Annotated in this window: 26 protein-coding genes and 1 tRNA gene; 14 read left to right on the forward strand and 13 right to left on the reverse strand. The window is 72.2% G+C overall.

Going from position 1 to position 25624, the window contains the following annotated elements; genetic code table 11:
* Window positions 1-2 precede the first annotated feature (2 nt).
* Window positions 3-239 carry a hypothetical protein gene (locus CGQ25_RS17545; protein ID WP_208711082.1) on the reverse strand — a complete coding sequence of 79 codons (237 nt, stop codon included), beginning with the start codon at window positions 237-239 and terminating at the stop codon, window positions 3-5.
* A 112-nt stretch (window positions 240-351) separates the two neighbouring features.
* Between CGQ25_RS17545 and CGQ25_RS17550 the strand changes: the two genes are divergently transcribed.
* From CGQ25_RS17550 to CGQ25_RS17570, 5 genes are all read left to right on the forward strand, one after another.
* Window positions 352-1080 (forward strand): SDR family NAD(P)-dependent oxidoreductase, encoded by a 729-nt coding sequence (locus CGQ25_RS17550; RefSeq protein WP_222703680.1) that lies wholly within the window; start codon window positions 352-354, stop codon window positions 1078-1080.
* 2 nt (window positions 1081-1082) lie between these two features.
* A complete protein-coding gene (locus tag CGQ25_RS17555) occupies window positions 1083-1811 on the forward strand; it encodes a DUF72 domain-containing protein (RefSeq protein WP_208711083.1) in 729 nt (242 codons plus the stop codon).
* A 76-nt stretch (window positions 1812-1887) separates the two neighbouring features.
* On the forward strand, window positions 1888-2565 hold the full coding sequence (locus CGQ25_RS17560) for a fasciclin domain-containing protein (RefSeq protein ID WP_208711084.1): 678 nt from the start codon (window positions 1888-1890) through the stop codon (window positions 2563-2565).
* Window positions 2566-2678: 113 nt separating this feature from the next.
* The gene (gene sigK, locus CGQ25_RS17565) at window positions 2679-3284 is read left to right on the forward strand and encodes an ECF RNA polymerase sigma factor SigK (RefSeq protein WP_369802254.1); all 606 of its coding nucleotides are present in this window, start codon (window positions 2679-2681) and stop codon (window positions 3282-3284) included.
* Entirely contained in the window at window positions 3277-4152 is an 876-nt protein-coding gene (locus CGQ25_RS17570; RefSeq protein WP_208711085.1) for an anti-sigma factor domain-containing protein, read from the forward strand. The genes sigK and CGQ25_RS17570 overlap by 8 nt, the downstream gene beginning before the upstream one ends.
* Window positions 4153-4200: 48 nt before the next feature.
* On the opposite strand, the gene CGQ25_RS17575 is transcribed toward CGQ25_RS17570, so the two are convergent.
* A complete protein-coding gene (locus CGQ25_RS17575; RefSeq protein WP_208711086.1) occupies window positions 4201-6180 on the reverse strand; it encodes an APC family permease in 1980 nt (659 codons plus the stop codon).
* Window positions 6181-6356: 176 nt separating this feature from the next.
* Between CGQ25_RS17575 and CGQ25_RS17580 the strand changes: the two genes are divergently transcribed.
* Window positions 6357-6815, forward strand: a complete 459-nt coding sequence (locus CGQ25_RS17580) for a DUF4383 domain-containing protein (protein ID WP_208711087.1) — start codon at window positions 6357-6359, stop codon at window positions 6813-6815.
* Window positions 6816-6969: 154 nt separating this feature from the next.
* Here CGQ25_RS17580 and CGQ25_RS17585 read toward each other — a convergent pair whose 3' ends face one another.
* Window positions 6970-7596 carry a phosphoribosylanthranilate isomerase gene (locus CGQ25_RS17585; RefSeq protein ID WP_208711088.1) on the reverse strand — a complete coding sequence of 209 codons (627 nt, stop codon included), beginning with the start codon at window positions 7594-7596 and terminating at the stop codon, window positions 6970-6972.
* Entirely contained in the window at window positions 7593-8321 is a 729-nt protein-coding gene (locus tag CGQ25_RS17590; RefSeq protein ID WP_208711089.1) for a hypothetical protein, read from the reverse strand. Before CGQ25_RS17590 ends, CGQ25_RS17585 begins: the two co-directional genes overlap by 4 nt.
* 101 nt (window positions 8322-8422) lie before the next feature.
* Between CGQ25_RS17590 and CGQ25_RS17595 the strand changes: the two genes are divergently transcribed.
* The 3 genes from CGQ25_RS17595 to CGQ25_RS17605 are packed head-to-tail and all read left to right on the forward strand — an operon-like array spanning window position 8423 to window position 11016.
* Window positions 8423-9427, forward strand: coding sequence for a zinc-binding alcohol dehydrogenase (locus CGQ25_RS17595; RefSeq protein ID WP_208711090.1), 1005 nt, complete (start codon window positions 8423-8425; stop codon window positions 9425-9427).
* Between the two features lie 22 nt (window positions 9428-9449).
* The gene (locus CGQ25_RS17600) at window positions 9450-9854 is read left to right on the forward strand and encodes a 6-carboxytetrahydropterin synthase (protein ID WP_208711091.1); all 405 of its coding nucleotides are present in this window, start codon (window positions 9450-9452) and stop codon (window positions 9852-9854) included.
* 16 nt (window positions 9855-9870) lie between these two features.
* Window positions 9871-11016, forward strand: coding sequence for a glycosyltransferase family 4 protein (locus CGQ25_RS17605; protein ID WP_255405427.1), 1146 nt, complete (start codon window positions 9871-9873; stop codon window positions 11014-11016).
* Here CGQ25_RS17605 and CGQ25_RS17610 read toward each other — a convergent pair.
* Complete coding sequence (locus tag CGQ25_RS17610) at window positions 10979-11221, reverse strand: cell division protein CrgA (RefSeq protein ID WP_208713173.1); 243 nt, start codon at window positions 11219-11221, stop codon at window positions 10979-10981. The genes CGQ25_RS17605 and CGQ25_RS17610 overlap by 38 nt on opposite strands.
* Before the next feature lie 222 nt (window positions 11222-11443).
* On the opposite strand from CGQ25_RS17610, the gene CGQ25_RS17615 reads away from it, so the two are divergent.
* Window positions 11444-12088 (forward strand): aminodeoxychorismate/anthranilate synthase component II, encoded by a 645-nt coding sequence (locus CGQ25_RS17615; RefSeq protein WP_208711093.1) that lies wholly within the window; start codon window positions 11444-11446, stop codon window positions 12086-12088.
* A 43-nt stretch (window positions 12089-12131) separates the two neighbouring features.
* On the opposite strand, the gene pknB is transcribed toward CGQ25_RS17615, so the two are convergent.
* The 7 genes from pknB to CGQ25_RS17650 are packed head-to-tail and all read right to left on the reverse strand — an operon-like array spanning window position 12132 to window position 21757.
* Window positions 12132-14111 carry a Stk1 family PASTA domain-containing Ser/Thr kinase gene (pknB, locus tag CGQ25_RS17620; protein ID WP_255405431.1) on the reverse strand — a complete coding sequence of 660 codons (1980 nt, stop codon included), beginning with the start codon at window positions 14109-14111 and terminating at the stop codon, window positions 12132-12134.
* A 49-nt stretch (window positions 14112-14160) separates the two neighbouring features.
* Entirely contained in the window at window positions 14161-15819 is a 1659-nt protein-coding gene (locus tag CGQ25_RS17625; RefSeq protein WP_208711095.1) for a serine/threonine-protein kinase, read from the reverse strand.
* Entirely contained in the window at window positions 15816-17279 is a 1464-nt protein-coding gene (locus CGQ25_RS17630; protein ID WP_208711096.1) for a penicillin-binding protein 2, read from the reverse strand. The genes CGQ25_RS17625 and CGQ25_RS17630 overlap by 4 nt, the downstream gene beginning before the upstream one ends.
* Window positions 17276-18739, reverse strand: a complete 1464-nt coding sequence (locus CGQ25_RS17635) for an FtsW/RodA/SpoVE family cell cycle protein (RefSeq protein WP_208711097.1) — start codon at window positions 18737-18739, stop codon at window positions 17276-17278. The genes CGQ25_RS17630 and CGQ25_RS17635 overlap by 4 nt, the downstream gene beginning before the upstream one ends.
* The gene (locus CGQ25_RS17640; protein WP_255405433.1) at window positions 18736-20562 is read right to left on the reverse strand and encodes a PP2C family serine/threonine-protein phosphatase; all 1827 of its coding nucleotides are present in this window, start codon (window positions 20560-20562) and stop codon (window positions 18736-18738) included. Before CGQ25_RS17640 ends, CGQ25_RS17635 begins: the two co-directional genes overlap by 4 nt.
* A gap of 2 nt (window positions 20563-20564) precedes the next feature.
* Window positions 20565-21038 carry an FHA domain-containing protein gene (locus CGQ25_RS17645; RefSeq protein WP_208711098.1) on the reverse strand — a complete coding sequence of 158 codons (474 nt, stop codon included), beginning with the start codon at window positions 21036-21038 and terminating at the stop codon, window positions 20565-20567.
* On the reverse strand, window positions 21035-21757 hold the full coding sequence (locus CGQ25_RS17650) for a DUF3662 and FHA domain-containing protein (protein WP_208711099.1): 723 nt from the start codon (window positions 21755-21757) through the stop codon (window positions 21035-21037). Before CGQ25_RS17650 ends, CGQ25_RS17645 begins: the two co-directional genes overlap by 4 nt.
* Before the next feature lie 261 nt (window positions 21758-22018).
* On the opposite strand from CGQ25_RS17650, the gene CGQ25_RS17655 reads away from it, so the two are divergent.
* Window positions 22019-22101 (forward strand) — tRNA-Leu (locus CGQ25_RS17655).
* A gap of 89 nt (window positions 22102-22190) precedes the next feature.
* Here the strand turns inward: CGQ25_RS17655 and CGQ25_RS17660 are convergent.
* A complete protein-coding gene (locus CGQ25_RS17660) occupies window positions 22191-23678 on the reverse strand; it encodes a lipase maturation factor family protein (RefSeq protein ID WP_208711100.1) in 1488 nt (495 codons plus the stop codon).
* Window positions 23679-23751: 73 nt separating this feature from the next.
* Here CGQ25_RS17660 and CGQ25_RS17665 point away from each other — a divergent pair, with 73 nt between their 5' ends.
* Genes CGQ25_RS17665 through CGQ25_RS17675 form a run of 3 tightly spaced genes read left to right on the forward strand, consistent with a single transcriptional unit; the run spans window position 23752 to window position 25564 of the window.
* On the forward strand, window positions 23752-24459 hold the full coding sequence (locus tag CGQ25_RS17665; protein ID WP_255405434.1) for a CrcB family protein: 708 nt from the start codon (window positions 23752-23754) through the stop codon (window positions 24457-24459).
* Window positions 24456-24836 carry a CrcB family protein gene (locus CGQ25_RS17670; RefSeq protein WP_208711101.1) on the forward strand — a complete coding sequence of 127 codons (381 nt, stop codon included), beginning with the start codon at window positions 24456-24458 and terminating at the stop codon, window positions 24834-24836. The genes CGQ25_RS17665 and CGQ25_RS17670 overlap by 4 nt, the downstream gene beginning before the upstream one ends.
* Window positions 24837-24865: 29 nt before the next feature.
* Window positions 24866-25564 carry a dienelactone hydrolase family protein gene (locus CGQ25_RS17675; protein ID WP_208711102.1) on the forward strand — a complete coding sequence of 233 codons (699 nt, stop codon included), beginning with the start codon at window positions 24866-24868 and terminating at the stop codon, window positions 25562-25564.
* Window positions 25565-25624 lie beyond the last annotated feature (60 nt).

The raw sequence follows: 25624 nt of genomic DNA on the forward strand, positions 1-25624 counted from the left end.
GCCTACTTCACCCGGTCCGCGAGGCCCTCGACCCCGCTCGCCTGCGCGCAGTGCGCGCAGCAGTACATGCCCTGGCCTGATTCGACCCCGTGGCCGAGGATCCGGCACCCGCAGTGCCCGCATGTGGGGGCAAAGGCGTGGATGGCGCACTCGAAGCTGTCGAATGTCCCCGACCTGTCGCCCTGCGTGAGGGTGAACGTCTTGTCGTACTCGTTTCCGCACATGTCGCAGGCAGCCATGGCCACTCCTCGGGGTCAGGCACCGGCCCCGGACGTCCGGCGCTCATGCCTACCTACCCGAGGGGCCCTGCCGCAAACGGTCCTGCCATCATGGGTGGGGGAGGTGAGGCACATGAGGATCCTGGTCACGGGGTCCGCCGACGGCCTGGGCAGGGCGGCGGCCGAGACGCTGCTCCGCGCGGGCCACGAGGTGGTCGTCCACGCGCGCAACCCCGAGCGGCTCTCCGCTCTCGACGAGCTGATCCGCGCGGGTGCCGGCGCCGTCGTCGGCGATCTGGCGCACCTCGGCGAGATGCGGGACGTCGCCGAGCAGGCGAACCGGCTGGGGCGCATGGACGCCGTCATCCACAACGCCGGCGTCTTGGGCAGCCGTGCCGTCCTGCCGGTCAACGTCGTCGCACCGTACCTGCTCACCGCGCTCATGCAGCGGCCGGACCGGCTCGTCTACCTGAGCAGCGGGATGCATTACAGCGGCCATGCCCGCCTCGCTGGCCTCGACTGGAGCGGCGGCCGCGCCACGGGCTCCTACTCGGACAGCAAGCTGCTCGTGACCACTTTGATGGCGGCCGTCGCGGCCCGCTGGCCGGACACCCTGAGCAACGCCGTGGATCCCGGGTGGGTGCCCACGCGGATGGGAGGGCGCGGAGCCCCCGACGACCTTCGCCTCGGGCACCTCACCCAGGAATGGCTCGCGACCAGCGAGGATCCCGACGCCCTCACGAGCGGCGGCTACTGGCACCACCAGCGGCGCCGTGAACCGCATCCGTCGGTCCACGACACGCACTTCCAGCAGGATCTGCTGGACGAACTCGCCCGCTTCACCGGCGTGGGACTCACCTGATCATGGCGTGGCACATCGGAACCTCGGGGTGGAGCTACGACCACTGGGAGCACACCCTGTACCCGCCGGGGACCCGGCCCTGGGACCGGCTGGGCCTGTACGCCCGCACCTTCTCCACCGTTGAGCTCAACGCAAGCTTCTACCGCTGGCCGCGCACGACGGCGTTCGCCTCCTGGCGCCGTCGGCTCCCCGAGGGCTTCCTCCTCTCGGTCAAGGCCCCGCGCGGCCTCACGCACGGCAAGCGGCTCTACGCGCCCGAGGCGTGGGCGGCCCGCATCGCGGCCTCGTGGCACGAGCTGGGGCCGCGCCGCGCCGTGCTCCTCGTCCAGCTCTCCCCGCACAACGCGCGCGACGACGCGCGGCTGGACTGGTTCCTCGGCAGCCTGCCGCCGTGGATCCGCGCGGCCGTCGAGTTCCGCCACCCGAGCTGGCACGATCCCGCAGTCTTCGACCTCCTGCGCCGCCACGGCGCGGCGTACTGCGTCATGAGCGGTGCCGGGCTGCCGTGCATCCTCGAGGCCACGGCCCACCACGTCTACGTCCGGCTCCACGGCCCCGACCACCAGCACCTCTACGCCGGCTCCTACTCGGATGCGGACCTCGACTGGTGGGCCGGACGCATCCGCGAGTGGGATGCCGCCGGGCACGAAGTCTTCGCGTACTTCAACAACGACGGCGGCGGGAACGCCGTCCGCAACGCCCTGACCCTGCGGGGGATGCTGGGCGGCTGAAAGACGTCCAATCCGCTGTCGCGGCCGCTCCGAAGTACAGGTGCCAGCCACCACCCCGTGACCCAGGAGTGAAGCCATGAACATCATCAAGCGCACGTCCGTCGTCGTCGGCCTCGCGGCCCTCAGCACGTTCGGCCTCGCCGCGTGCGGCGGGACGACGACGGCGAGCAGCCCCTCGTCGTCGTCCGCCATGTCCAGTTCCTCCAGCAGCATGGCGTCGAGCCCATCCGCGTCGGCGATGTCGAAGTCCGACCCGGCCGCGAACCTCGTCGGCGCCGGGTGCGCGGACTACGCGAAGGCCAACCCGTCCGGCCCCGCATCGGTGCAGGGCATGAGCACGGACCCCGTCGCTGTCGCCGCCTCCAACAACCCGCTCCTGACCACGCTGACCGCGGCGGTCTCGGGCAAGCTCAACCCCAAGGTCAATCTCGTCGACACGCTCAACGGCGGCCAGTTCACCGTCTTCGCGCCGGTGGACAGCGCGTTCGCCAAGATCGACGCGGCCACGATCGAATCCCTCAAGACCGATGACGCCACGCTGAAGAAGATCCTCACCTACCACGTGGTCCCGGGCCAGATCGAGCCGGCCTCGATCGCGGGCGACCACGCCACGGTGGAGGGCCAGAGCGTGAAGGTCACCGGCTCCGGGAACTCGCTCCAGGTCAACGGCGCCAACGTGATCTGCGGCGGCGTCAAGACGGCCAACGCCACGGTCTACCTCGTCGACACGGTCCTGCTGCCGCCGGCGAAGTAGTCCACAGCCCAGACACAAGAGCCCGACGGCGGGCCGGGCGCGAGGCGCTCGGCCCGCCGGCCGCTTTTCCCGCGGGCGCCAGGATCAGGACACCGAGACGAGGGGGAAGGCGCATGCCCGGACGTGAGACAGTGGTCTACATGCCGGACCACGACGGCGGGGCCGCTCCCGCACCGGACCTCGACGAGCTCATGGCCCGGGTCGCCCGCGGCGACCAGGCTGCCTTCGGGGACCTGTACGACGCCCTCGCGCCGCTCGTCCACGGTCTCGTGCTGCGCGTGGTCCGCGACCCGGCGCAGTCCGAGGAGGTCACCCAGGAGGTGTTCCTCGAGGTCTGGCAGCAGGCCAGGCGGTTCGACGCTGACCGGGGCCGCGCCCGGGCGTGGATCACGGTGATGGCGCACCGCCGCGCCGTCGACCGCGTCCGCGCCGCCCAGGCCGCCACCGACCGCGACCTGCGCCAGGGGATCCGCGAATACCGCGAGAGCTACGACGACGTGGAGCACCGCGTCGAGGTGGCGCTCGAGAGCGAGCGGGTGAACAAGGCCCTCGAGTCGCTGACCGAGGTGCAGAAGCAGGCGATCCGCCTCGCCTACTACGGCGGCTACACCTACGGCGAAGTCGCCGACGCCCTGGGACTGCCCCTGGGCACTGTGAAGACCAGGATCCGCGACGGAATGATCCGCCTGAGAGACGTGTTGGGAGTGAGCCATGGATGACCAGCTGCACCTGCTGACGGGCGCCTATGCTCTCAACGCGCTCGACGACGACGAGCGCCGCCGCTTCGAGGGCACCCTCGCGTTCGGGGACCCTACGGCGGAGGAGGCTCGCGAGCTCGCAGAGACGGCCGCGCTGCTCGCCGCGGGCACGACGCCGGTGGCGCCCCCGCCGGACCTCAAGGCCCGGCTCATGGCGCAGATCGCCGTCACACCCCAGCTCGACGTCCTCGACGAGGGGTCCCGTCCCGACGTTGCGGGGTCCCGTCCCGCCGCGCCGGGCCCGGCACCCGCGGGAGCTGACTCCCAGGAGGTGACCCCCAGAGGGGGAGGTGGGGCGACGGTCGCCGACCTCGGTGAGCGCCGCCGTCGTGCGTCACGGTTCCCCTCGAGCAGCAAATGGCTCGCTGCGGCGGCCGCCGTCCTGCTCGTCGCGGCCGGAGGCGCCGGGGTGTGGGGCCTGCAGGTCCAGAAGCAGCGCGACGACGCCCTCCGCCAGCTCGCGGTCGCGGCCAACGCCCCGAGCGCGGGGATGGGCCGCATCCTCGCCGCACCCGACGCGAAGGTGCAGGAGGTCACCGTGCCCGGCGGCGGGACGATGCTCATCGTGCACTCGCAGACGCAGTCGGTCGGCGGCGTCATGACGGTGGGCATGCCCGCGACCCCGCCCGGCCACGTCTACGAGCTCTGGCTCGAGGACACCTCGGGCACCATGCAGCCCGCAGGCCTCATGCCCGGGGGCGGGGGCACCACGTGGAACGAGCTCACGGGAGGGATCGGATCCTCGACGGCGATCGGCGTCACCGTGGAACCGGCCGGCGGCTCGCCCGCGCCGACCACGCCGCCGATCCTGGTCAAGCAGTTCTCCTGAAAGGTGCCGCGGCACGGCCGCGCCGGCTGGGAGGGGCGGCCGGCGCGGTCAGCTGACGTGGATGCCGGGGCGGCGCTTCGGGTCCGGCTCGTGCTCGCGGATGATCTCCCGCACGACCGGCGGAGTGTCGCCCCGGCCCAGCAGCAGGTAGCGCATGAGGTGCGCCAGCGGGTTGCCCTCCGACCATTCGAAGTGCGCCTGGGGGAGCACACCCGTCGCATCGCGGAGCGCCAGGAGGATCGCGGCGATGGCGTTGGGCGCTGCAGGGCTCTGGACGCGAAGCACCCTGAAGACCCCGACCTCGACGCCGTGGACCTCGAGGGTGCCGCTGAACTTCGACGGGTCCGTGATGTCCACCTCGAGGAAGATCACGTCCGCGGCCCCCGGGACCGGGTTGATCTCTCGCTGCGCCAGCTCCTTCTCGGCATACTCCGCCTCATCCCGTGCCTGCGGCCGGTTCGCGATGAGGTTGAGGCGCCCGTCGTACTCCAGCGACTCGACGATGAAGCGCCGCGCGGCCTCGTCGAACACGATGCGGTCCGCGCGCAGCTCCGTGGTGCGCGTGATGCGCGAGACGAGTGAGACGACGACGATGCCCGCGATGAAGAGCGCGGAGATCGCGAGGCCGTCGGGCTTCTCGACCACGTTGTCCGCCAGCGCGTAGAGCAGGATCAGGCTCAGGACCGAGAAGGCCACGGAGGCGGCCCGCTGCCGACGGCGGATGGCCGAAATGGTCACTGCGACCGCGCCGGAGACCATCATGGCCAGGACCCCCGTCGCGTACGCACCGGCCTGGGCGTTCACGTCTGCCCGGAATCCGAGCGTGATGAGGATGCTGATGGCCGTGTAGACGAGCACCACCGGCCTGATGTGCCGGGACCACTCGGGGGCCATGCCGTAGGAGGGCAGGTAGCGGGGCACGATGTTGATGAGGCCTGCCATGGCCGAGGCCCCGGCAAACCAGAGGATGAGCACGCTGCTGATGTCGTAGACGGATCCGAACACCCCGCCCAGCCGCTCGTGCGCCAGGTACGCGAGGGCCCGGCCGTTGGCCTGCCCGCCCGGCTGGAACTCCTGAGCCGGGATGAGGAGGGTCGTGACGAAGCTGCTGCCGATCAGGTAGATGCTCATGATCACGGCCGCGGAGGTCAGCAGCTTGCGGGTGTTGCGGATGCGCGAGGCCATCTTCTCCTCGACCGTCTCGCCCCGGGAGGCGACGAGGGGCATCATGCTCACCCCGGTTTCGAAGCCGGAGAGCCCCAGGACCAGGAGCGGGAAGGCCAGGATGGCAGGACCCACGATCCCGGACAGCCCGCCGCCGCCGTTCAGGGCACCCCACCAGTCCGAGACGGTGACCGGATGGGCGAGCAGGTCCGCGAAGCCCACGCCGATGACCACGGCGTTGAGGCCGAGGAACGCGGCGACGAGGGGGATGGCCACGGCCACGGCCTCGGAGAAGCCGAGCAGGAACACACCGCCCAGGATCAGGAGGAGCACAACGGTGATCAGCACCGCCTTCCCGTCCAGGAGGGCATGCGGCAGCAGGGGGTTCTCGATCAGGTGCACCGAGGCATCGGCGGCCGAGAGCGTGATGGTGATGATCCAGGACGTCGCCACGAAGCCCAGGAGCACGAGGACGAACACCTTCCCGCGCCAGAAGGGCAGCAGGTCCTCGAGCATGGCCACCGACCCCTGGCCGTGCGGGCTCTCCTTGGCCACCCGGCGGTACATGGGCAGCATGCCCAGGAGGGTCAGCGCCACGATGAGCAGGGTCGCCAGGGGGGAAAGGGCGCCTGCCGCCAGGGCTGCGATGCCGGGAAGGTAGGAGAGGGTCGAGAAGTAGTCCACCCCGGTCAGGCACATGACCTTCCACCAGCTCTGCTGCCCGTGGTCCTCGGGGACCTCGGGGCCCACGGGCTGATGGACCCGCTTCTCCAGCAGCCACCGCGTCAGGCCGCTCTGGGGCTTGGCGGGCTGAGCGGGGCCCGGCACACTTCCCGGCAATGAGTACCGAGGAGGTGCGCTCATCGTCGTGTCTCCTTTGCGTGTCCGTCTCCCGCGCTCACTACCTGGAACACCGGCTGGTACGCGAAAGCGTATATGCGGCCACCCCAATCCGCCTGTGCGCCGGCTCCGAAGTGAGGATGCGGGCCACCGCACCGGCGCTTCGAGTCAGGGCGCCGGCCGACTCGATAGGAGCCACCATGTCCACGTCAGTCCTCTCGAACCGCCGGACCGCCGTCCAGATCGCCGCGACCGCGGTGGGCGCCGTGTTCCTCCTCGTCGGGGTGCTCGGGTTCATCCCCGGCATCACCGCGGGCCCGGGGATCGGCCTTGCCGGCCACCACTCCGAGGCCTTCCTCCTGGGCCTGTTCCAGGTCTCGGTGCTCCACAACGTCGTGCACCTGCTGTTCGGCGTCGCGGGGCTCGCGCTGGGCCGCTCCGTGGCCGGTGCCAAGGGCTACCTCGCGTGGGGCGGCGCGGTGTACCTCGTCCTGTTCGTGTACGGGCTCGTGTTCGGAGGCGAGACCGCCGCGAACTTCGTGCCCCTCAACGCCGCGGACAACATCCTCCACCTCGTGCTGGGCATGGGCATGCTGGGCCTGGGCGTGGTCCTCGGCCGCACAGCTGCGGTCCGCCCGGTGCATGTCACCCACCGCTGACGCAGTCCGGGGCCGGGGTTGCGTTCCCCGCCCTCCCCGAGCGCTTGCGGCACCTACGACGGCGGCCGGCGCCTTCCCCACGGAAGGAGCCGGCCGCCGTGACATGCCGAGCGCCATGAGCGCCCAGGCGCGCATATAACCCAGAAAGAATTCCTCAGCCCCGTGCGGCCGCGATGAAGGCCCGGATGAGGGCCAGGTCCTTGACGCCGCGCATCGACTCGACGCCGCTCGAGACATCGACCCCGCCCGGGCCAAGGGCCGCGACGGCCTCGGCCACATTGGCGGGGGACAGGCCGCCGGCCAGGATCCAGAAGCCCGCGGGCGCCTCGGCGAGCTCCTCGGCGCCGATACGCGTCCCGGACCCAGGGACCGCGGCGTCGAGCAGGAGCCGGTCGGAGCTCGTCCATCCCGCGGCGACCCGCGCCCCGTACTCGCCGGCCGAGAGCGCGCGGATCACGCGGAAACCCGCGGTGCGCAGCGAGTCGGCGTCGGCCTCGGGCTCGTCGCCGTGCAGCTGCACCGCGTCGACGCCGGCCTCGCGCGCGAGCCGCTCCACCTCGTCCGCGCCCTGGTGCCGCACCACCGCGACCGTCTCCACCTCGCGCCCCGCGCGGCGGCCCGCCTCCCGGGCGACCGCCACGAGCGACGCGGCGCGCGCGGCGTCGACCGTCCGGGGGCTGCCGGCCGCGAGCACGAAGCCGAGCGCGTCCGCGCCCGCCGCGACCGCCGTCTCGACCGACTCGGGCGTGGAGAGCCCGCAGATCTTCACCCACACGCTCATGCGGCGTCACCCCCTGCCTGGTCACGGTGCTCGGCCTCGTAGCGGACCTTGATGGCGCCGCGCTTGACCTTGACCTCGAGGATGCGGACGCCGGCCAGGTCCGCGAGAGTGCGCACATGCGTCCCGCCGCACGGCTCGGCGTTGACGCCCTCGATCGTCACGGTGCGGTGGCCCGCCGCGTCCACGGACGCCGAGACGGCTCCGCCGCGGGCGAGCACCTCGTCCATCTGCGCCTGCAGCTCGGCCCGCACGGCGTCGCGGAGCTCGGGGATGGCGAGCTCGTGCTCGTGCCCGCTCGGGTCGAAGTCGAGCCGCGCCTGGCCTGGGAAGTGCGAGTGGCCCGAGTGCGTCCAGCCGCGCGCCTCGCCGAGGTGTCCCAGAACGTGGCCGGCCGTGTGCAGGGCAGCGTGCCGGCGGCGCAGCGCGGCGTCGACCCGGCATGCGACGCGGGCCCCGATGTCGGGCACGGTCGGGGCTCCGAGCAGCACGACGAGCCCGTCCTCGTCGCGCGCGGGGGTCACCGCTGCGCCGTCGAGCGTGCCCTCGTCGGACGGCTGGCCGCCGCCCTTGGGGTGGAAGATATTCGGTGAGACCGCGGCCCAGGGTCCGTCCTCGCCCGTCCCGGACGCGATCACGGTCGCGTCCGCCTCCGTGAGGTACGTGTCGTCGAAGTAGGCGTGGGTCTGACGGGCCTCGTCGGTCCGTGTGCTCGGGGCGGTGGTCACTGTTCAAGTCTAGATTGCCTGCCGTGGGCAGGGTCCCGGGGCGGCACGCCGTGCACGCCAGCGCTGGTTCGCCGCGGGCGGGCATGGGTAGGGTCGAGTCGATGGCGCAGACCGGCGGGACCGATGACCTGACAGCCACGGCCTACTGGACCACGGGTCCGTGCCGCGGCGAGCTCCGACGCGAGCAGCTCCGGCCGCCGGGGGAGGGGGAAGCACTGGTGCGCACCCTGTACTCCGGGCATTCGCGCGGCACCGAGAACCTCGTGCATACGGGCCGTGTCCCTGCCCGCGTCGCGGGGCTCATGGAGGCACCCCACCAGGAGGGCAGCTTCCCGGCGCCGGTGAAGTACGGCTACCTGTCCGTCGGCGTCGTGGAACAGGGCCCGGCCGAGCTCGAGGGCCGGACGGTCTTCTGCCTCTACCCCCATCAGGACCGCTACGTGGTCCCGGCAGCGGACCTCGTGCCTGTGCCCGACGGCGTGCCCCCGCGCCGCGCCCTCCTCGCCGGTGCTGTGGAGACCGGGATCAACGCGCTCTGGGAGGCGGGCCCGCGGATCGGCGACCGCGTCGCCGTCGTGGGGTGCGGGCTCATCGGCGCGTCGACGGCGGCCCTCCTGCGCCGCTTCCCGCTCTCCCGCCTCGAGGCCGTGGACAGCGACCCCGTGCGCGCCGGCATCGCGGAGGCCCTGCAGGTGCGCTTTGCCTTCCCCGAGGACGCCTCGGCAGACTGCGACATCGTCTTCCACGCCTCGGCCTCCCCGGCGGGCTTGGCCCGGTGCCTCGAAATCGTGGGCGACGACGGCGACGTCATAGAGCTTTCCTGGTACGGCGAGGACGCGGTGCCGGTGCCCCTGGGCGCCGACTTCCACGCGCGCCGGCTCTCACTGAAGGCCGCCCAGGTCGGCCAGGTGGCCCTCCCGCGCCGGCACCGGCGCACCTGCGGCGAGCGGCTCGCCCTCGCGCTGAGCCTCCTCGAGGATCCCGCCTTCGACGCGCTCCTCGGCGCGGTCTCCGACTTCTCCGACCTGCCGCAGACCATGGACCGCCTCGCCGAGGGGTCCCTGCCGGGGCTGTGCCACGTGATCCGCTACCCCGGGGCGCAGTGACAGCAACCACGCAAGGAGCCGCATGTTCAGCCTCACCGTCCGTGACCACGCGATGATCGCCCACAGCCTGCCGCGCCCGGCGTTCGGGCCGGCGCAGGGCCTCCACGGGGCGACGTTCGTCGTCGAGCTCACCGTCCGCGCCGACGCCCTCGATGCGAACTCGACCGTCATGGACATCGGCGAGGCGTCGCAGCTGCTCGGCGCGATCCTCGACGGGATCCGCTACCGCAACCTCGACGAGCACCCCGACTTCGCCGGCCGGCTCACCACCACCGAGGTCCTCGCACAGCACGTGGCCGTCGCCGCTGCCGAGAACCTGCGACACCTCGACCACCTCTCCGCCGTCGAGGTCACCCTGCGCGAGAACCCGGATGCGTGGGCCTCCTGCACGATGGACCTCGCCCGCGGGCGGGGTACGGGCGCCTAGCCCCGCGGGCCCCGCCGTGGACCTGCGCCTGGTGGTTCCCGGCAGCCTCGGCTACTCCTCTGGCGGGAACGTCTACAACGCGAGGCTCGCCAGCGCGCTCGCCGCGCTCGGCGTGCGGGTCGAGACGGTCGAGGTGCCGGGCGCCTGGCCGGTCGGCTCCCCCGCGGAACGGGCGTCCCTTGCCGCCGCGCTCGGCGTCCCGTCCGCCACCGCGCACGACGGCGCGTCCCCAGCCCGCGCGGCCGCGTCGCCGGACGCGGTGCTCGTCGACGGGCTCCTCGCGCTCGGAGCACCGGAGGAGGTGCGCGCCGCGGCGGCCTCAGGGCCAGCGCGCCTCGGGATCCTCGTGCACATGTCCCTCCCCGACGCCCCGGGCCTCACACCGGAGGGGAGGCGCCGCCTCGCTGCGCTCGAGCGTGCCTCCCTCGCAGCGCCCGACGCTGTCATCGTCCCGAGCAGCTTCGCGGCGCGCCGGCTCGCCGAGCGCTACGGGACCCGGGCACGCGTGGCGCGGCCCGGCGTCGTGCGTGCCCCCGTCTCACCGGGGAGCCTGGCGGCGGGGGCGCCTCCACACCTGCTGTGCCTCGCTGCGCTGCTGCCGGGGAAGCGGCAGCTGAGGATCGTGCGGGCACTGGCCGGGCTGGCCCGCCTGCCGTGGACGGCGACGCTCGCCGGGCACGACGCCGCCGACCCGGACTATGCGCGCGCTGTCCGCGATGAGGTGCGGCGCCTGGGGCTCGAAGACCGCATCGAGGTGCCAGGGGAACTGCGCGGCGCCGAGCTCGATCAGGAGTGGGCGCGTGCGGACCTGACGCTGCTCGCGTCGGAGTCCGAGACGTTCGGACTGGTCGTGGCGGAGTCGCTCGCGAGGGGAGTGCCCGCCGTCGTCCCCGCGGGAACGGGCGCGGCAGAGGCGCTCGCGCTGAGCCTCGAGGGCGGACTCGGGGCCGCCGGTACGGCGGTGCGCGAGGAAGACCCTGCGGCGGGCGGGGACCCACTGCGCTCGGAGACGGCCCAGTGGCTGGCCTCAGCCGAGGTCAGGGCCCGGTGGAGGGCAGCCGCCCTGGCCGCGCGGCCCCTGCTGCCCGGATGGGACGCGGCCGCGAGGGCCGTGCTCGGTGCGCTCAGCCCCGCCAGCGCAGGGTCATCAGGAACCCGATGATGGCGATTCCGAAGCCGATCAGGATGTTCCAGTTGCCGATCGCCGGGACGGGGAACAGGCCCTGGGTGATGTAGAAGGCGATGATCCAGAGCAGGCCCACGATCATGAGCCCGAACATCAGGTACTTGTACCACTGCGGGGTCGGGCCGGCAGGCCTGGGCGTCCGCTTCTTCTTGCGCGGCTTGGGCTTCGAGGACTTCTTCAGGACCTTGTCCGCGCTCTTCGAGGCGCGCGCCTCGGTCTCGGGCTTGTCCGGTGAATCGGGCACTGGTCCTCCTTGGCCGCCCTTCGGCTGCAGGCGGGCACGCTTGGTATCCTGCAAGCACCGCCGACGCGCCGCGGTGCTGCTGTCTGACTCGTTCTGGTAGCCAAGTCTAGCCGCCCGGGCCTGCCGGTCCCGCCCACTCCACGATTGGCCGAAACCCCCATGAGCACGCGCATTCTCGTCATCGACAACTACGATTCGTTCGTCTACACGCTGGTCGGCTACCTGCAGCAGCTCGGCGCTGAGACGACCGTGGTGCGCAACGACGATGTGTCCCTCGACGAGGCGATCGAGCTCGCCGCTGCGCGCGACGGCGTGCTCATCTCCCCGGGGCCGGGCAACCCCGCCGAGGCCGGGGTCTGCATCGAGCTCATCAGGTGGTGCGGCGAGAACAACAAGCCCATGCTCGGCGTCTGCCTCGGCCACCAGGCCCTCGCGGAGGCCTACGGCGGCACCGTGACCCATGCCCCGGAGCTCATGCACGGGAAGACATCCCTCGTGGAGCATGAAGGCAAGAGCGTCTTCGCCGGACTCAAGAGCCCCTTCACAGCCACGCGCTACCACTCCCTCGCGGCCCTCGCGGAGAGCATCCCCGATGTCCTCGAGATCACGGCCCACACGCACTCGGGGGTCGTCATGGGCCTTGCCCACAGGACGGCGCCGCTGTGCGGGGTCCAGTTCCACCCCGAGAGCGTCCTGACCGAGGGTGGCTACCAGATGCTCGGCACGTGGCTCGAGTCCCTGGGGCTCCGGGGCGCGGCAGCCCGCGCCTCCACGCTGAGCCCGCTCATCACCGCCGGCGCCTGAGGACCGACGCCGCGCCTGACGGCCGCCGGGCCGCTGGCCCGGCTCAGCCGTTGCCGTGGCCGGGGTTCTGGGTGGACTTCGGATTCGCCGGCTGCGTGCTGGTCGGCGTCGGGGTGGGCGACGGAGCCGGGGGAGGCGGAGCGGGCGGAGCCTTCGCGACCGAGAGGATCACCACGCCTCCCTGGTCCACATTCCCGTCCGGCGCCGGCGACTGGTCGGTGACCGTGCCGGGAGCCACGACTGCGTTCTCGACCTCGCGGGGATCGGCGCGGAGACCGAGGCCGGTCAGGATGGTCTGGGCGTCCGCGAGGGCATTGCCGCGCAGCTCGGGAACCGTGACCTTCCCCGTGGAGACCGTCAGCTCCACCTCGGAGCCGATGGCGACCATCTGCCCCACCCCCGGGTTCGTGGCGATCACCGTCCCGTAGGGGGCCTTCGGGTCGTTGGCCAGCACGGAGCGGGGCTTGACCTTGAGCCCCAGCCGTTCAAGGGTCGCCCGCGCCCCGGCCTCGGTGGCCCCGATGAGGTCCTTCGGTATCTCGGCGCTCGAGGGCCCCGAGGAGACCTCGAGGGTGATCTTGCTGCCCTTCTGGAGCTGCGTTCCTGCACCGGGGATCGTGTCGATCGCCGTGCCCTTGGGCACGGTCGGGTGGTTGGGCCGCTGGATGGGCTCGAGCTCGAGACCCTGCCGCTGTAGCAGCAGCGCGGCCTCCGTCTCGCTCATGTTCTCGACGGAGGGCACGGTTACCGTGGTCACGGCCGCCGGCTGGTTCACGTACTGGTACAGCCAGAGGCCGCCCGCGCCGATGAGCAGCAGCGCGGCCAGGATCAGCACGGTGATCCAGGCGCGGCGCTTGCCGCGACCGCGCCGGGCCCGTTCCTCGTCGCGGGCGTCGTCGAACGCGATCAGTCCGGCCGCCGGGGCCGCCTGGACCTGCGGGATCTGGCCGGTGTCCCCGAGGTGTGACGACGCGGCGTGGCGTCCGGCGCCGTCCTCCGCCCCGCCGCCGTCGGCGACGTTGACCGCCTGGCTGGGGACGCCGGCGTCGTGCGCGGGATCCTCGGGGCCCGCCTCCGCCGCCGCGGCGGCACCTGCTCCGGCCGCGCCGAGGCTTGCCGCCGCCGCCGCAGCCGCCCCGCCGCCCGTGAGGGGACGAGGGGGCACGACGACGCCGGCCCGCGCGGCGCGCAGGGCACGCCGGAACGCCGCAGCGTCCTGGAAGCGTGCGTCGGGGTCCTTCTCGAGCGCCCTGTCCAGGACGCTCTGGAGGGCCGGGGTGACCTTCGGGTTGAAGTCCGAGGCGGGCGGGGGAGAGGACTGGACGTGCTGGTACGCGACCGAGACGGCGGACTCGCCCACGAACGGCGGGCGCCCCGTGAGCAGCTCATACAGGAGGCACCCGGCGGAGTACAGGTCGCTGCGGGCGTCCACGACCTCGCCGCGGGCCTGCTCCGGGGAGAGGTACTGGGCCGTGCCGACCACCGCCTGGGTCTGGGTCATGGTCGCCGCGGAGTCCGCCATGGCGCGCGCGATCCCGAAGTCCATGACCTTCACGGCGCCGGAGTCGCGGCAGACCATGACGTTCGCGGGCTTGATGTCCCGGTGCACGATCCCGGAGCGGTGGCTGTACTCGAGCGCGGACAGCACGCCGAGCATGTAGTCCACCGCCTCATCGACCGTGACGGAGTTGGCGCGGATGAGCTCGCGGAGCGTCTGCCCGCCCACGTGCTCCATCACGATGTAGGGCACCGCGACCGCGTGCGGCGTCCCCGGGTCGGGCTGCTGCTCGCCGGTGTCGTAGACCGCGACGATGGAGGCGTGGTTCAGCCCGGCCACCGCCCTGGCCTCCCGCTCGAACCGCACCCGGAACTGGGTGTCCCGCGCCATGTCCGGCCGCAGCATCTTCACGGCCACCGTGCGGCCGAGGCGCAGGTCGCGCCCCTCGTAGACGTCCGCCATCCCGCCCCGGCCGATCAGCTCGCCGAGCTCGTAGCGGCCCGAGAGGACGAGGGGACGCGGCATGGGCTCGTCCTCTCGTTCTACGGGCGGATTGGCGGATGAGGTCATGTGGTCACTGGCCGGGGAGCGCTGGAAGCGTGAGGCTCGGGGTCTGGTTCGTGGTCTGTGAGCTGTTGCCGTTGGTCCGCGTGGGGGTCGGCGTGGGGGTGGGCGTCACAGGCGGCTGGACGTTGAGGTAGGTCACGGTGACGGTCGAGCCGACCGTGACCTGCCCGCTCGGCTCGATGTTCGTGACCTGGCCCATCGTCCCGGTCTGCGAGGCCACCGGGTTGAGCGCTACACCGAGCCCGAGTGCCTCGAGCTCGGCCTTGACCTGAGTGTAGTTCCGGCCGAGGTACGCCGCGGGAACCACGTTGACCGTGGCGGGTCCCGTGGGCGTCTGCACCGGGGTCGTCCGGGTCGGCGTGGGCGTGGGGGTCGGCGTGGCGCTCGACGGCGGGGGCGTGCTCGCCGCCGTCGAGGTCGCCGGGGAGCTCGGCAGCGGGGTCGGGCTGAACAGGCCGGCGTTGGAGAGCCAGACGCCGATCAGCACGAACAGGATCAGCAGCAGGAGCCCGACCAGCGGCCACGTCAGCGCGCTGCGCTTCCGCTCGCGGCGGGCCTCCTCATGGGGTGCCACGTCCTCGTCGTCGTCCACCGAGGCGTACAGCGGCCGCGCGGGCGCCTCCGAGGCCGAGTAGCCCTCGTCGTCGCCGACCACGGGGAGCGCCGACGTCGGCGGGGTGCCGTGCGCGGCTGCGGCGGCACCGGCTGCGGCGGCCAGGCCTGCACCGCCGACGACGGCGGTCGGGGCCGTCTGCTGCTGGGTCCTGCCCGTGGCGGGAGTCGTGATCGCGGCCGTCGAGTCGTCGTGCTGGACCATGGCGGGGACCGCCGCGTGCGCCGCGGCGATGTCCCCGCGGCGGATTGCCTCCGCCGCCTCGGCGAGCTTGATCGCGTTCGCCGGGCGGCTGCGCGGGTCCTTGGCGAGCATGGACATGAGCAGCGCCCGCACGGGGGCGGGAAGCTGCTCGGGAAGCGGCGGCGGGGCGTCGTTGACCTGGGCGAGTGCGATCGCGATCTGGCTCTCGCCGGAGAACGGGCGGTGGCCCGTGAGGCACTCGTACCCGATGACTCCGAGCGAGTAGATGTCGCTCGAGCCGGTGGCCTGCTGGCCGGTGGCCTGCTCCGGGGCGAGGTACTGGGCGGTCCCCATGACCTGCCCGGTCTGCGTCAGGGGCACCTGGTCGGCGAGGCGGGCGATCCCGAAGTCGGTGACCTTGACCTTGTGGTCCGGTGTGATGAGCAGGTTGCCGGGCTTCACGTCGCGGTGCACGAGGCCCTGCCCGTGCGCGACGGCGAGGGCGCGCGCAGTCTGCGCCATGATGTTGAGGGTGCGGTCCGGGGAGAGCACGCGCTCCCGCTCGAGGATCGACGAGAGCGGCTCGCCCGGCACGAGCTCCATCACGAGGTAGGCCGAGCCCTCGGCCTCACCGTAGTCGAAGACGTTGGCGATCCCGGGGTGGTTCAGGAGCGCGGTGTGGCGGGCCTCGGCGCGGAACCGCTCGAGGAAGCCCGGGTCGCCCGCGTACTCCTCCTTGAGGATCTTGATGGCGACGATCCGGCCCAGCACCTGGTCACGCGCCCTCCAGACCTCGCCCATGCCGCCGATGGCGATCCGGCTCTGCAGGTGGTACCTGCCGCCCAAGGTGATGCCCGACGTCGGTCTCACTTCTTCAACACCGCCTCAAAGATCTTGCTAGCTGTGGGACTGGTCAACGAGGCTCCCGTCTTGACGTCGACGCCTTCCATGACGACGGTCACCTGAACCTGGGGGTTGTCCGCCGGGGCGAACCCGGTGAACCAGGAGTTGTTGAGGCCGGAGGAGCCGAGCTCCGCGGTGCCGGTCTTGCCGGCCACCTTGACGCCGGGGACTGCCGCGCGGTTCGCGATGCCCTGGGACACAACGTTGGTCATCCACTCCGTGATCTGCCGGGCGATCTCCGGCGAGGTCGACGTGCGGAGCACCTCGGGCTTGGGCTCCGAGACGACCCGGAGGTCCGGGGCGGTGATGCTCTTGACGAGCGAGGGCTTCATCTGGACCCCGCCGTTGGCGATCGCGCTGGTCATGAGGGCGATCTGCAGCGGCGAGGCCTTCACGTCGAACTGGCCGATCGCGGACTGGGCGAGCTGGGCCTGGTTGAGGTTCTGCGGCCAGACGCCCGGGGAGTAGTCGAGGTGCAGCTGGTCGCCCGCGTCCTGGCCGAAGCCGAAGGCCGCCGCCTGCTTGCCGATCGCGTCCTGCCCCAGATCCAGGGCGATCGAGGCGAACGGGGTGTTGCAGGACTGCTCGAGCGCGAACGAGAAGTTCGCCTCGGTGCGCGTGTAGCAGTTGCCTCCCGCGTAGTTCGGAAGCTTGGCGCTCGTGCCCGGCAGGGTCATCTCGGCGGGGTTGGGCAGGACGGAGTCCTTCGTGTACTTGCCCGAGGCCAGGGCCGCCGCGGTGTCGACGAGCTTGAACACCGAGCCCGGGGCCAGGAGCGCGCCCGTCGGCCCGCTCACGCCCTGGTTGAGGTTGATGCCGGGGAGCGCCTGGATCTGCGCCATGGCCGCCTGGGCGGCCGCCTGGTCGTGGGTGGCGACCTTGTTCGGGTCGTAGCTCGGCTTGGACACCATGGCGATGATGGCGCCCGTCTTGGGGTTGGTCACGACGATCGAGCCGCGCTGCCCGTCGGGGATCAGGTCGTAGGCGAGCTTCTGGACCACCGGGTCGATGGTGAGCTCGACCGTCGCCCCCTTGGGCTGCTGGCCGAGGAAGAGCTGCCGCACGCGGTCCATGAGGAGCTGGTCCGACTGGCCCGTGAGGGTCGAGTTCATCGAGTTCTCGAGGCCGGTGGAGCCGAACACGTTGGAGTAGTAGCCCGTGAGCCCGGCGTACAGCTCGGGGGACCCCGGATAGGTGCGCTGGTACTGGCACGTGTCGGAGCCGCTGGCGACGGACTGGGCGATGGGCTGTCCGGCGACGAGGATCGCGCCGCGCTCCTGGCAGAAGGTCGCCAGGATGGCGCGGTTGTTCCACGCGTTCTTGTTCAGCTCGTCCGCGCCGATGACCTGGACGTAGCTGATGGAGCCGAGGATGAGGGCGAAGAGCGCCGCGACGGCGATCCAGGCGTTGCGGATGGCCTGGTTCATCGGATCCTCACCGCCTCGGTCTGGGTGTCGTCATGAGTGCTTGTCCTGCGGCGACGGGGTGGCATCACCCGGTCGGTCAGGTCGGCCAGCCGCGATCTGGGGGCAGGCCCCGCGGCGTCGTTCGGGTCGAGCGGGGTCATGTCCACGGGGCGGCGCGCCGCGTTGGAGATCACGAGGAGGAGCGCCACGATGATCCAGTTCGCCAGGAGCGACGAGCCGCCCGCGGCGAGGAACGGCGTCGTGAGTCCGGTGAGGGGGATGAGCCGGGTGACGCCGCCGATCACGACGAAGCACTGCAGCGCGATACCGGCGGAGAGGCCGGCGGCGAGGAGCTTGCCGAACGAGTCGCGGGCGCCGAGCGCGGCGCGGAAGCCGCGCGTGATGAGCAGCGCGTAGCACATGATGATCGCGAACAGGCCCACGAGGCCGAGCTCCTCGCCGAAGGAGGCGATGATCATGTCCGAGTGCGGGAAGGGCACGAGGTCCGGCCGCCCCTCGCCGAGGCCGGTGCCGAGGAGGCCGCCGTTCGCCATGCCGAACAGGCCCTGGATGACCTGGTAGCTGCTGCCGTAGGTGCGGCCGTAGACCTCGGGGGAGAAGGCATTGAGCCAGCCGTCGATGCGCAGGCGGATGTGCGGCAGGAGGACGCTGGCGGCCATCGCGCCGCCGAACATGAGCAGCACGCCGAGGAGCGCCCAGCTGGCACGGCTCGTGGCGATGTAGATCATCGAGATGAAGATGCCGAAGAAGAGGATCGACATGCCGAGGTCGTGCTGGAAGATGAGGATGCCGATGGCCCCCAGCCAGGTGACCACCATCGGCCCGAGGTCCCTGAAACGGGGCAGCTGGAGCCGGCCGATGCGGCGCCCCGCGAGCAGGATGAGGTCCCGGTTCGTGGAGAGGTAGCCCGCGAAGAAGATCGCGATGGTGATCTTGGCGACCTCTCCGGGCTGGAACGAGGCCGAGCCGAAGCGGATCCACACCTGGGCGCCGTTGACCTCGCCGGCGCTGATCCCGGGAACGAGCGGCAGGAGCAGCAGGACCGCGCTCAGGATGAGCGAGATGTAGGTGTAGCGACGCAGGTACCGGTGGTCGCGCAGGAACCAGATCACGGCGACCGCGAGGACCATGCCGATGATCGTCCAGCGCGCCTGGGCGTTGCCGTAGTCCGTCTCCGGGGTGTCGAGGCGGTGGATCATCGCGAGGCCGAGTCCGTTGAGCGTCACGACCAGCGGAAGGATGATCGGATCGGCATACTTCGCGCGGAACCGGAGGACTGTATGAACCGCGAGGGATGCACCGGCGAGGAGGGCCGACTGGAGCCAGAAGTCCCGGTCCAGGGCCGTGCCCTCCTTGACCCCGGTCATCGCGCTCGCCCCGATGCCCACAGCCAGGGCGAGGATCAGGAGCACAAGTTCTGCGTTGCGCCGTGGCTTCTGCACGGTGTCGACGCCGCTCATCGGGTGCCTCCCAGGCAGGGGTCGGGGGTCGGGCTGGTGCTGGGCGAGCCCGAGGCGCTCGCACTCGGCGTGGCGCTCGCGCTCGGTGCCGCGCTCGGGGCGGCTGCGGCGGCGGACGACGACGGCGGCGCACTGCCGCTCGGCGTGGCCGTCGGGCTCGCGGTCGCCCCCGAGCCGGGCAGGCAGCCCTGGGGGTCGGTCTGGATGTTGCGCACAATCTCCTCGGCGCCCTCGAGCCCGTCGGCGGGAACCCCGGAGCGCAGGCGCTGCTGGGTGAACGGGCTCAGCGAATCGAGCGGGATGTTCGTGACCGTGTGGACGTGCGAGAGGGGAATCGGTCCCAGCTGCTGGGAGACCCCGTTGTAGATCGCCACACGGTTGTCGAAGGCGCCCACGTAGTAGCGCGTCTGGGTCCAGGCGTAGCCGAACCAGAGGCCCACCACCACGGCGAGGGCGGCCAGGATTCCCAGGCCCAGCCGGAACCAGCGCCGGGCGGGCCGGTCGGAGGATGTGGACTCCTCGTCCTCCGCCTCCGCCTCGGCTTCCGCCTCCGGGCTCCGGTGCATGAGGATCGCCGCCGCGCGGCGCGCCGCCGTCCGGCTCGCGACCGAGGGCAGCGACCCGGTCTCCGCAGCGGAGGCCGCGGCGCCGACGAGTTCGTGGGGGCGGCTCTCGAGCTCGCGTCGCAGGACCTCGGCGGAGAGGTGCGCGCCGAGGTTGGGGTCGGTGGCGGGCTCTTCGCGCCGGTCCTCGTCGCCTACGGCGGCCGGGGTGCCGGGCCCTTCCTCCGACGGCGCCTCCGCCGCGGGGGACGCTGCCCCCGCTGGCCGCGCCCCGTCGGACGCCTTCGCAGGCTGCTTCTCGGAATCCTTGGACGCCGGGGACGCCGTCGGGGCGGCGGGTGCCGCCCCCTTGCCGGCGGCGCCAGCCTTGGGAGCGGTCCCGGAGGCCTGTGCCTTGCCCGCGGCACCGGCAGGGGCGGCGGCGGAGGGGGCGGCGGCGGAGGTCACGGGCGTGCGTGCGGCCGCCGCTGCGGTGAGCGGCGCGGCAGCCGGGGGAGCGGCGGGAGCCGGCAGCGCGTCGTCGTCCTCGGTGGCCTCGACGTCGGCGACGATCACCGTGACGTTGTCCGGTGCGCCGGCAGCGAGGGTCAGCTCGATGAGCCGGTCCGCGCATTCGGCGCGGTCGTCGTACTCGCGCAGCGTGCGCTCCACGAGGGGCAGCGGCACATAGTTGAGGCCGTCGGAGCACAGGAGCCAGCGCTCGCCCTCGACCGCGGGGAAGGTCGAGAGGTCCAGCTCCGGGCTCGCGTCGACGTCACCCAGGACCCGCATGAGCACGTTCTTGTGCGGGTGGGTCTCGGCCTCCTCAGGACGCAGGCGTCCTTCGTTGATGAGGCGCTGGACGAAGGTGTGGTCCACCGAGACCTGCTCGAGGTCGTTCCCGCGCAGCCGGTACGCGCGGGAGTCGCCGATGTGGGCGAACGCAAAGCTGTCGCCAGAGAGGAGGATCGCCGTGACGGTGGTGCCCATCCCGGCCAGGAGCGGGTTGGCGCTCACGAGCTCGGACAGCAGGGAGTTGGCTGTCTGGATCTCGTCGGCGAGCTGGGTCGCCGCCTCGCCGGGCGCGTAGTCGCCGTGGTCGAGGTGGATGAGGTCCAGAACGGTCGAGGCGCTCGCCACGTCCCCGCCCGCATGCCCGCCCATGCCGTCGGCGACGACGGCGAGGTGACGGCCCGCATACGCGGAGTCGTCATTCTTCGAGCGGAGCCGGCCCACGTCGGAGCGGGCGGCGTAGCGGAGGACCAGACGGGCGTCAGCCAAGATCAGGGCCTCAGCTCGATCACGGTCTTGCCGATGCGGATCGGCACACCGAGCTCGACCGGCTGGGCACGGGTGAGCTGCTGGTCGGCGAGGTAGGTGCCGTTGGTCGACCCGAGGTCCTCGATGAACCAGCGGCTGCCCTGCGGGAAGAGGCGCGCGTGCCGGCCGGAGGCATAGTCGTCCTCGAGGACCAGCGTGGCCTCCTGGGCGCGCCCGAGCAGGATGGGGCTCTCGGCCAGCGGGACGCTCGTGCCCGCGAGGGGACCCTCGACGACGACCAGGCGGTGGGCCTGCTGCCTCGCCGGGGGCTCGGCGAGCTCCGGGTTGCGGCGGACCTGCCGCGCGGTGGGGGCCCCCGTCTTGTTGCGCCGACCCACGGCCAGGTCGCGGCGCATGGCGCCGACGACGCTGAAGACCATGAGCCAGAGCAGCAGAAGGAAGCCCAACCGCAGAGCGGTGAGCGTCAGCTCATTCACGCGTTTCCTCCCCGGGGTGCCGGAAGCAGGCGGAAGACGATCTTGGTGCGGCCGATGCTGATCGTGGACCCGTCGCGGAGCTCCGCGCTGCCGGAGACGCGCTGGCCGTTGACGTAGCTGCCGTTGGTCGATCCGAGGTCCACCGCGTAGGCGGTGCCGGACTCCGTGCGGATCTCGATGTGGCGGCGCGAGACCCCGGTGTCGTCGACGACGATGTCCGCCTCGGACGAGCGCCCGAGCACGACCGAGTCGGCGTTGAGCGAGTACCGCTGGCCGTCGATCTCGAGGACGGGGCTCAGCTGCACGGGCTGCCGGCTCGGCGCGGCCGGGATGTTGGGGCGCGGGGCGCCCTTCTCGGTGCGGGAGACGACCTCGAACTCGCCGCCCTTGAGGGACGCGTCGTGTCGGAACGTGAAGCGCACCGGTCCCTGGAGCGTGTACCCCTGGGAGCGCGCGTGCTTGACCGCGACGTCGCACAGCTCCTCGGCGAGGGGCTGGCCCCAGCCGCGGGCCCGTTCGAAGTCGGTGTCCGAGAGGTGCGCCTCGAAGACGTTGGGCGCCAGCGTGCGGCCCTGGTCGATCGCGAAGGCCTGGTGGTCCATCTCGCGGCGCAGCCGGCTCGCGATCTCGACCGGCTGGACCTGGCCCTTGGAGCCGGTGGAGAAGACGCCGTGAACGGCTTTCTCGATGCCGCGCTCAAGCCTGTCGAGCAGTCCCATGGCCCCTCCTCTCCGGGGTAGACGATCATGCCGGTGGGTGCATCGCACTGCATCCGGAAGGTCGGTCCGCCCGGGCACAGTCCTGTGACGATACTACTGGGCGCCTCTGGGTCCGACCTGAACGGCCAGGTAGCGTCCCCGTAACGATGCAGCCCGCCCATCCTCTCCCGCCCGGCAGGCGATTTCGCAATCGCCGCAGCGCTCCGCTATGCTGGTTCTCGCTGCTTTCACGGGTTCGGAGACGGGCTCGGGGAGTGCCACGCGCGAGTGGCGGAACGGCAGACGCGCTGGCTTCAGGTGCCAGTGTCCGAAAGGGCGTGCGGGTTCAAATCCCGCCTCGCGCACAGCAGAAGGGCCCCGGTCGATGACCGGGGCCCTTCGCGTTTCCCCAGAAGTCCGCCACCCGCGAGGCTCCATGCCACCTACGCTCCCCTCACTCCTCCCGCAGCCCGATCGGCCGGATGACCTCCCGCAGCGGCGTGATGACCCACCGGTGGTGCGTCTCGCGGAACTCCTCGCGGGTCGAGAACTCGTACAGGGCTGAGCGCGCCCGGACCCAGCGCGGCCGCTCGCCGTCGAACGGGTCCTCGCGCAGCAGTCTGAGTGTGGCGGGGTCCGCGGCCAGGAGCTTCATGAGGAAGGCGTAGAACCACTCCTCGTGCACGGTGCGCAGGGGGAGGAACCACATGAGCCAGTCGAGGCGCAGGTGGTACGGCGCCCACTGCCGTGGGACCCGGTCAGGCTCGCCCGGCTTGCCCTTGAAGCGGTACTCGCGCCACTCGGCGTCCTCCGCCGGCACCGTGTCGAGCGTGCCCTCCACGACGATCTCCACGCGGTTCTTCGTCACCGACCCGAACGCCCCGTACGCGTTCACGAGCGCCCACCGGTTGAAGGCGGCGTTCATGAGCTGGCGCTTCGCGAACAGGTTCCGCAGCGGCCACCACGACAGCACGAGCAGCAGCACCGATGCGGCGAGCACGGCGACGACCCACGCCCAGGCGACCCAGTCGCCGGAGGCGGGCCACGCCGTCGTGCGCGGGCGGTCCCAGCCGAGGTCCTCGGGGATGAAGGGGAGGACGGCGTGCACGGCCCGGTCGCCCACGGCGGCGAACGCGAGCACGATCGCGGACCAGTTCAGCCACGCGAAGTTCCCGGACAGCACGAGCCACAGCTGTGTCAGGATCACCAGCGCCGCGGCGATGGAGCCGATGGGCTGCGGGAAGAACAGGAAGAACGGCACCGCGAGCTGCGCGAAGTGGTTCCCCGCGGCCTCGCAGCGGTGCATCCACTTCGGCAGGAGGTGGAACTGCCGGCTCAGGGGGCCGGGCATCGGCTGGGTCTCGTGGTGGTAGAACAGCGCGGTGAGGTCGCGCCACTCGTCGCCGCCGCGGATCTTGATCATGCCGGCACCGAACTCGAGCCGGAACACGAGCCACACGGTCAGGATCAGGATCGGCGCCGGGGGCGGGACCTGGTCCGAGCCGAGGAACGCGACCGTGAACCCGGCCTCGAGCAGGAGCATCTCCCACCCGAAGCCGTAGAACGTCTGGCCCACGTTCACGATCGACATGTACAGCCCCCACAGCAGCAGGAACGCCAGGAGGGGCACCCACCAGGGGCCCAGCTGCGGCACGCCCAGGACCAGCAGCGCGGACACCGCCAGGCCCACCGCGCAGAACAGGCGGAACAGCCGGTCGGAGTAGCGGAAGCGGAACAGGCTTGGCCGGCGCAGGCGGTGGAAGCCCTCGAGGTACTCCGGGACCGGCAGGAGGCCACGCTCGCCGAGGAGGGCCGGGAACTGGTTGAGGGAGGAGAGGAAGGCGACGAAGAACAGCGCCGCGACCCCTCGCTGCAGCACCCACCGAGCCACCTCGGAGTCCTCGGCAGCGAACCAGTCGGTGAACCAGGACAGGACGTCCATGGTCTTCACGCTACCCCGCCGCCACGGATTCACTCGGGCGGATCGGAGGCGGACCCGATAGGCTCGACGCGCCGTGACCGACTCCCAGCCCCGAGACACCCGCGACGCCGCCGCGCCGCCCGCTGCCGCTGCGCACGGCGCCCCTGCGCCGTCGCTCGCCGCCGTCCCCTCGCGCCTGCCCGCGCCGCCGCGATTCGCGCACCCGTTCTCCCCGGCCGTGCTCGCGCTCGTGTTCGCCGGCGGGGTGCTCGGGGCGCTGTCCCGCTGGGCGCTCGGGGAGGCCATCCCCGCGCCCGGCGGGTGGCCGCTCGCGACCCTGCTGGTCAACCTCGCCGGGGCGCTCGCGCTCGGGGCGCTGCTCGAGACCCTCGCCCGCCGCGGGCCCGACGTCGGCCGGCGCCGGCTCGTGCGCCTCACCGTCGGCACGGGGTTCCTCGGCGCCTTCACCACGTACTCCACCCTGGCGGTCGACGGCGCGCGGCTGCTCTCGGCGGGCCGCGCGGGCGACGGCGCGTGGTACCTCGTGCTGAGCCTGCTCGGCGGGGCGGCCGCGACCCTTGCCGGGGTCGCGGGGGCGGCGTGGCTGCACCGCGAGGACCGCCGCGGGCTCGCCGCCGAGGCCCACGTCGCGGCTCACCCCCACGCCCCCCATCCGTCTGGGGGTCACGTTCTGGGGGGCACATCGGGTGACCCCCAGAACGTGACCCCCAGACGGGAGGGGCCCGGGAACGCGGATCCCGGACGCGAGGGGCCGAGCGGGGCTCAGGAGGACCCGCGGTGAACCCCGCCGAGGCGCTGCTGCTCGGGGCGGCGGGCGGGCTGGGCGCGGTCGTGCGCTACGTCCTGGACACCGCACTCAGCCGCCGCCTCACGGGGCCGCTGCCGTTCGCGACGATCCTCATCAACGTCATCGGCTCCCTGGTGCTCGGGGTCATCGCGGGCGCGGTGCTCGCCGGTGCCGACCCGGCGCTCCAGGCCGTGCTCGGGACGGGGTTCCTGGGCGGGTACACGACCTTCTCGACCGCCAGCTACCAGAGCGTGAGCCTCGCGCTGAGCGGGAGGTGGGGCGCCGCCGTCGTGAACGGGGTGGGGACGATGGCGCTGTGCCTCGCGGCGGCGTTCGGCGGGCTCGCGCTCGGTTCGGCGCTGATGGCGTAAGGGGCGCGGCGGGTGGGTACGGTGTGCCCATGAGCGATCAGCATCCCTTCCAGAACGTCACCTTCCCGTCCTCGGGCCGCGAGGCCCACGGCTACCTCGCCGTGCCCGCCGGCGGCACGGGACCCGGCGTCATAGTCATCCAGGAGTGGTGGGGCCTCGTGGACCACATCAAGGACATCGCGGACAGGCTCGCGAGCCAGGGCTTCGTGGCCCTCGCCCCGGACCTCTACGGCGGCCGCGTGGCGCACGACGGCGAGGAGGCTGCCCAGATGATGCAGGAGCTGCCCGAGGAGGAAGGGGCACGCCTGCTCGGCGGCGCGGTCGACTACCTGCTGTCCCGCCCCGAGGTCACGAGCTCCACCGTCGGGGCGATCGGCTTCTGCATGGGCGGCGGCTTCGTGCTGCAGCTCGCGGCGCAGCAGGGCGAGCGCGTGAGCGCCGCGGTGCCGTTCTACGGCGTCGGGCAGGGCGTCCCGAACGACTTCTCCGGCGTCCGTGGCGCGGTCCAGGGCCACTACGGCGAGCAGGACACGAGCTACCCGATCGAGGACGCGCGCAAGCAGGAGGAGCAGATCCGCCGCGAATCCGGCGCGGAGGTGGAGTTCTTCTACTACGACGCCCCGCACGCCTTCGCCAACGACTCCAACCCCCAGGGCAACTACCGCCCCGAGGCGGCGGACCTCGCGTGGTCCCGGGCCGTGGCGTTCCTCAAGGCGAAGGTGCGCTGAGCCCCAAGGTGCCTCGCGCTGCGGGAAGGCGCCTCGCCCCGCGAATTGTCGGGTTGCCGT

The sequence above is a fragment of the Sinomonas sp. R1AF57 genome (assembly GCF_002224485.1).
Taxonomy (GTDB): domain Bacteria; phylum Actinomycetota; class Actinomycetes; order Actinomycetales; family Micrococcaceae; genus Sinomonas; species Sinomonas flava.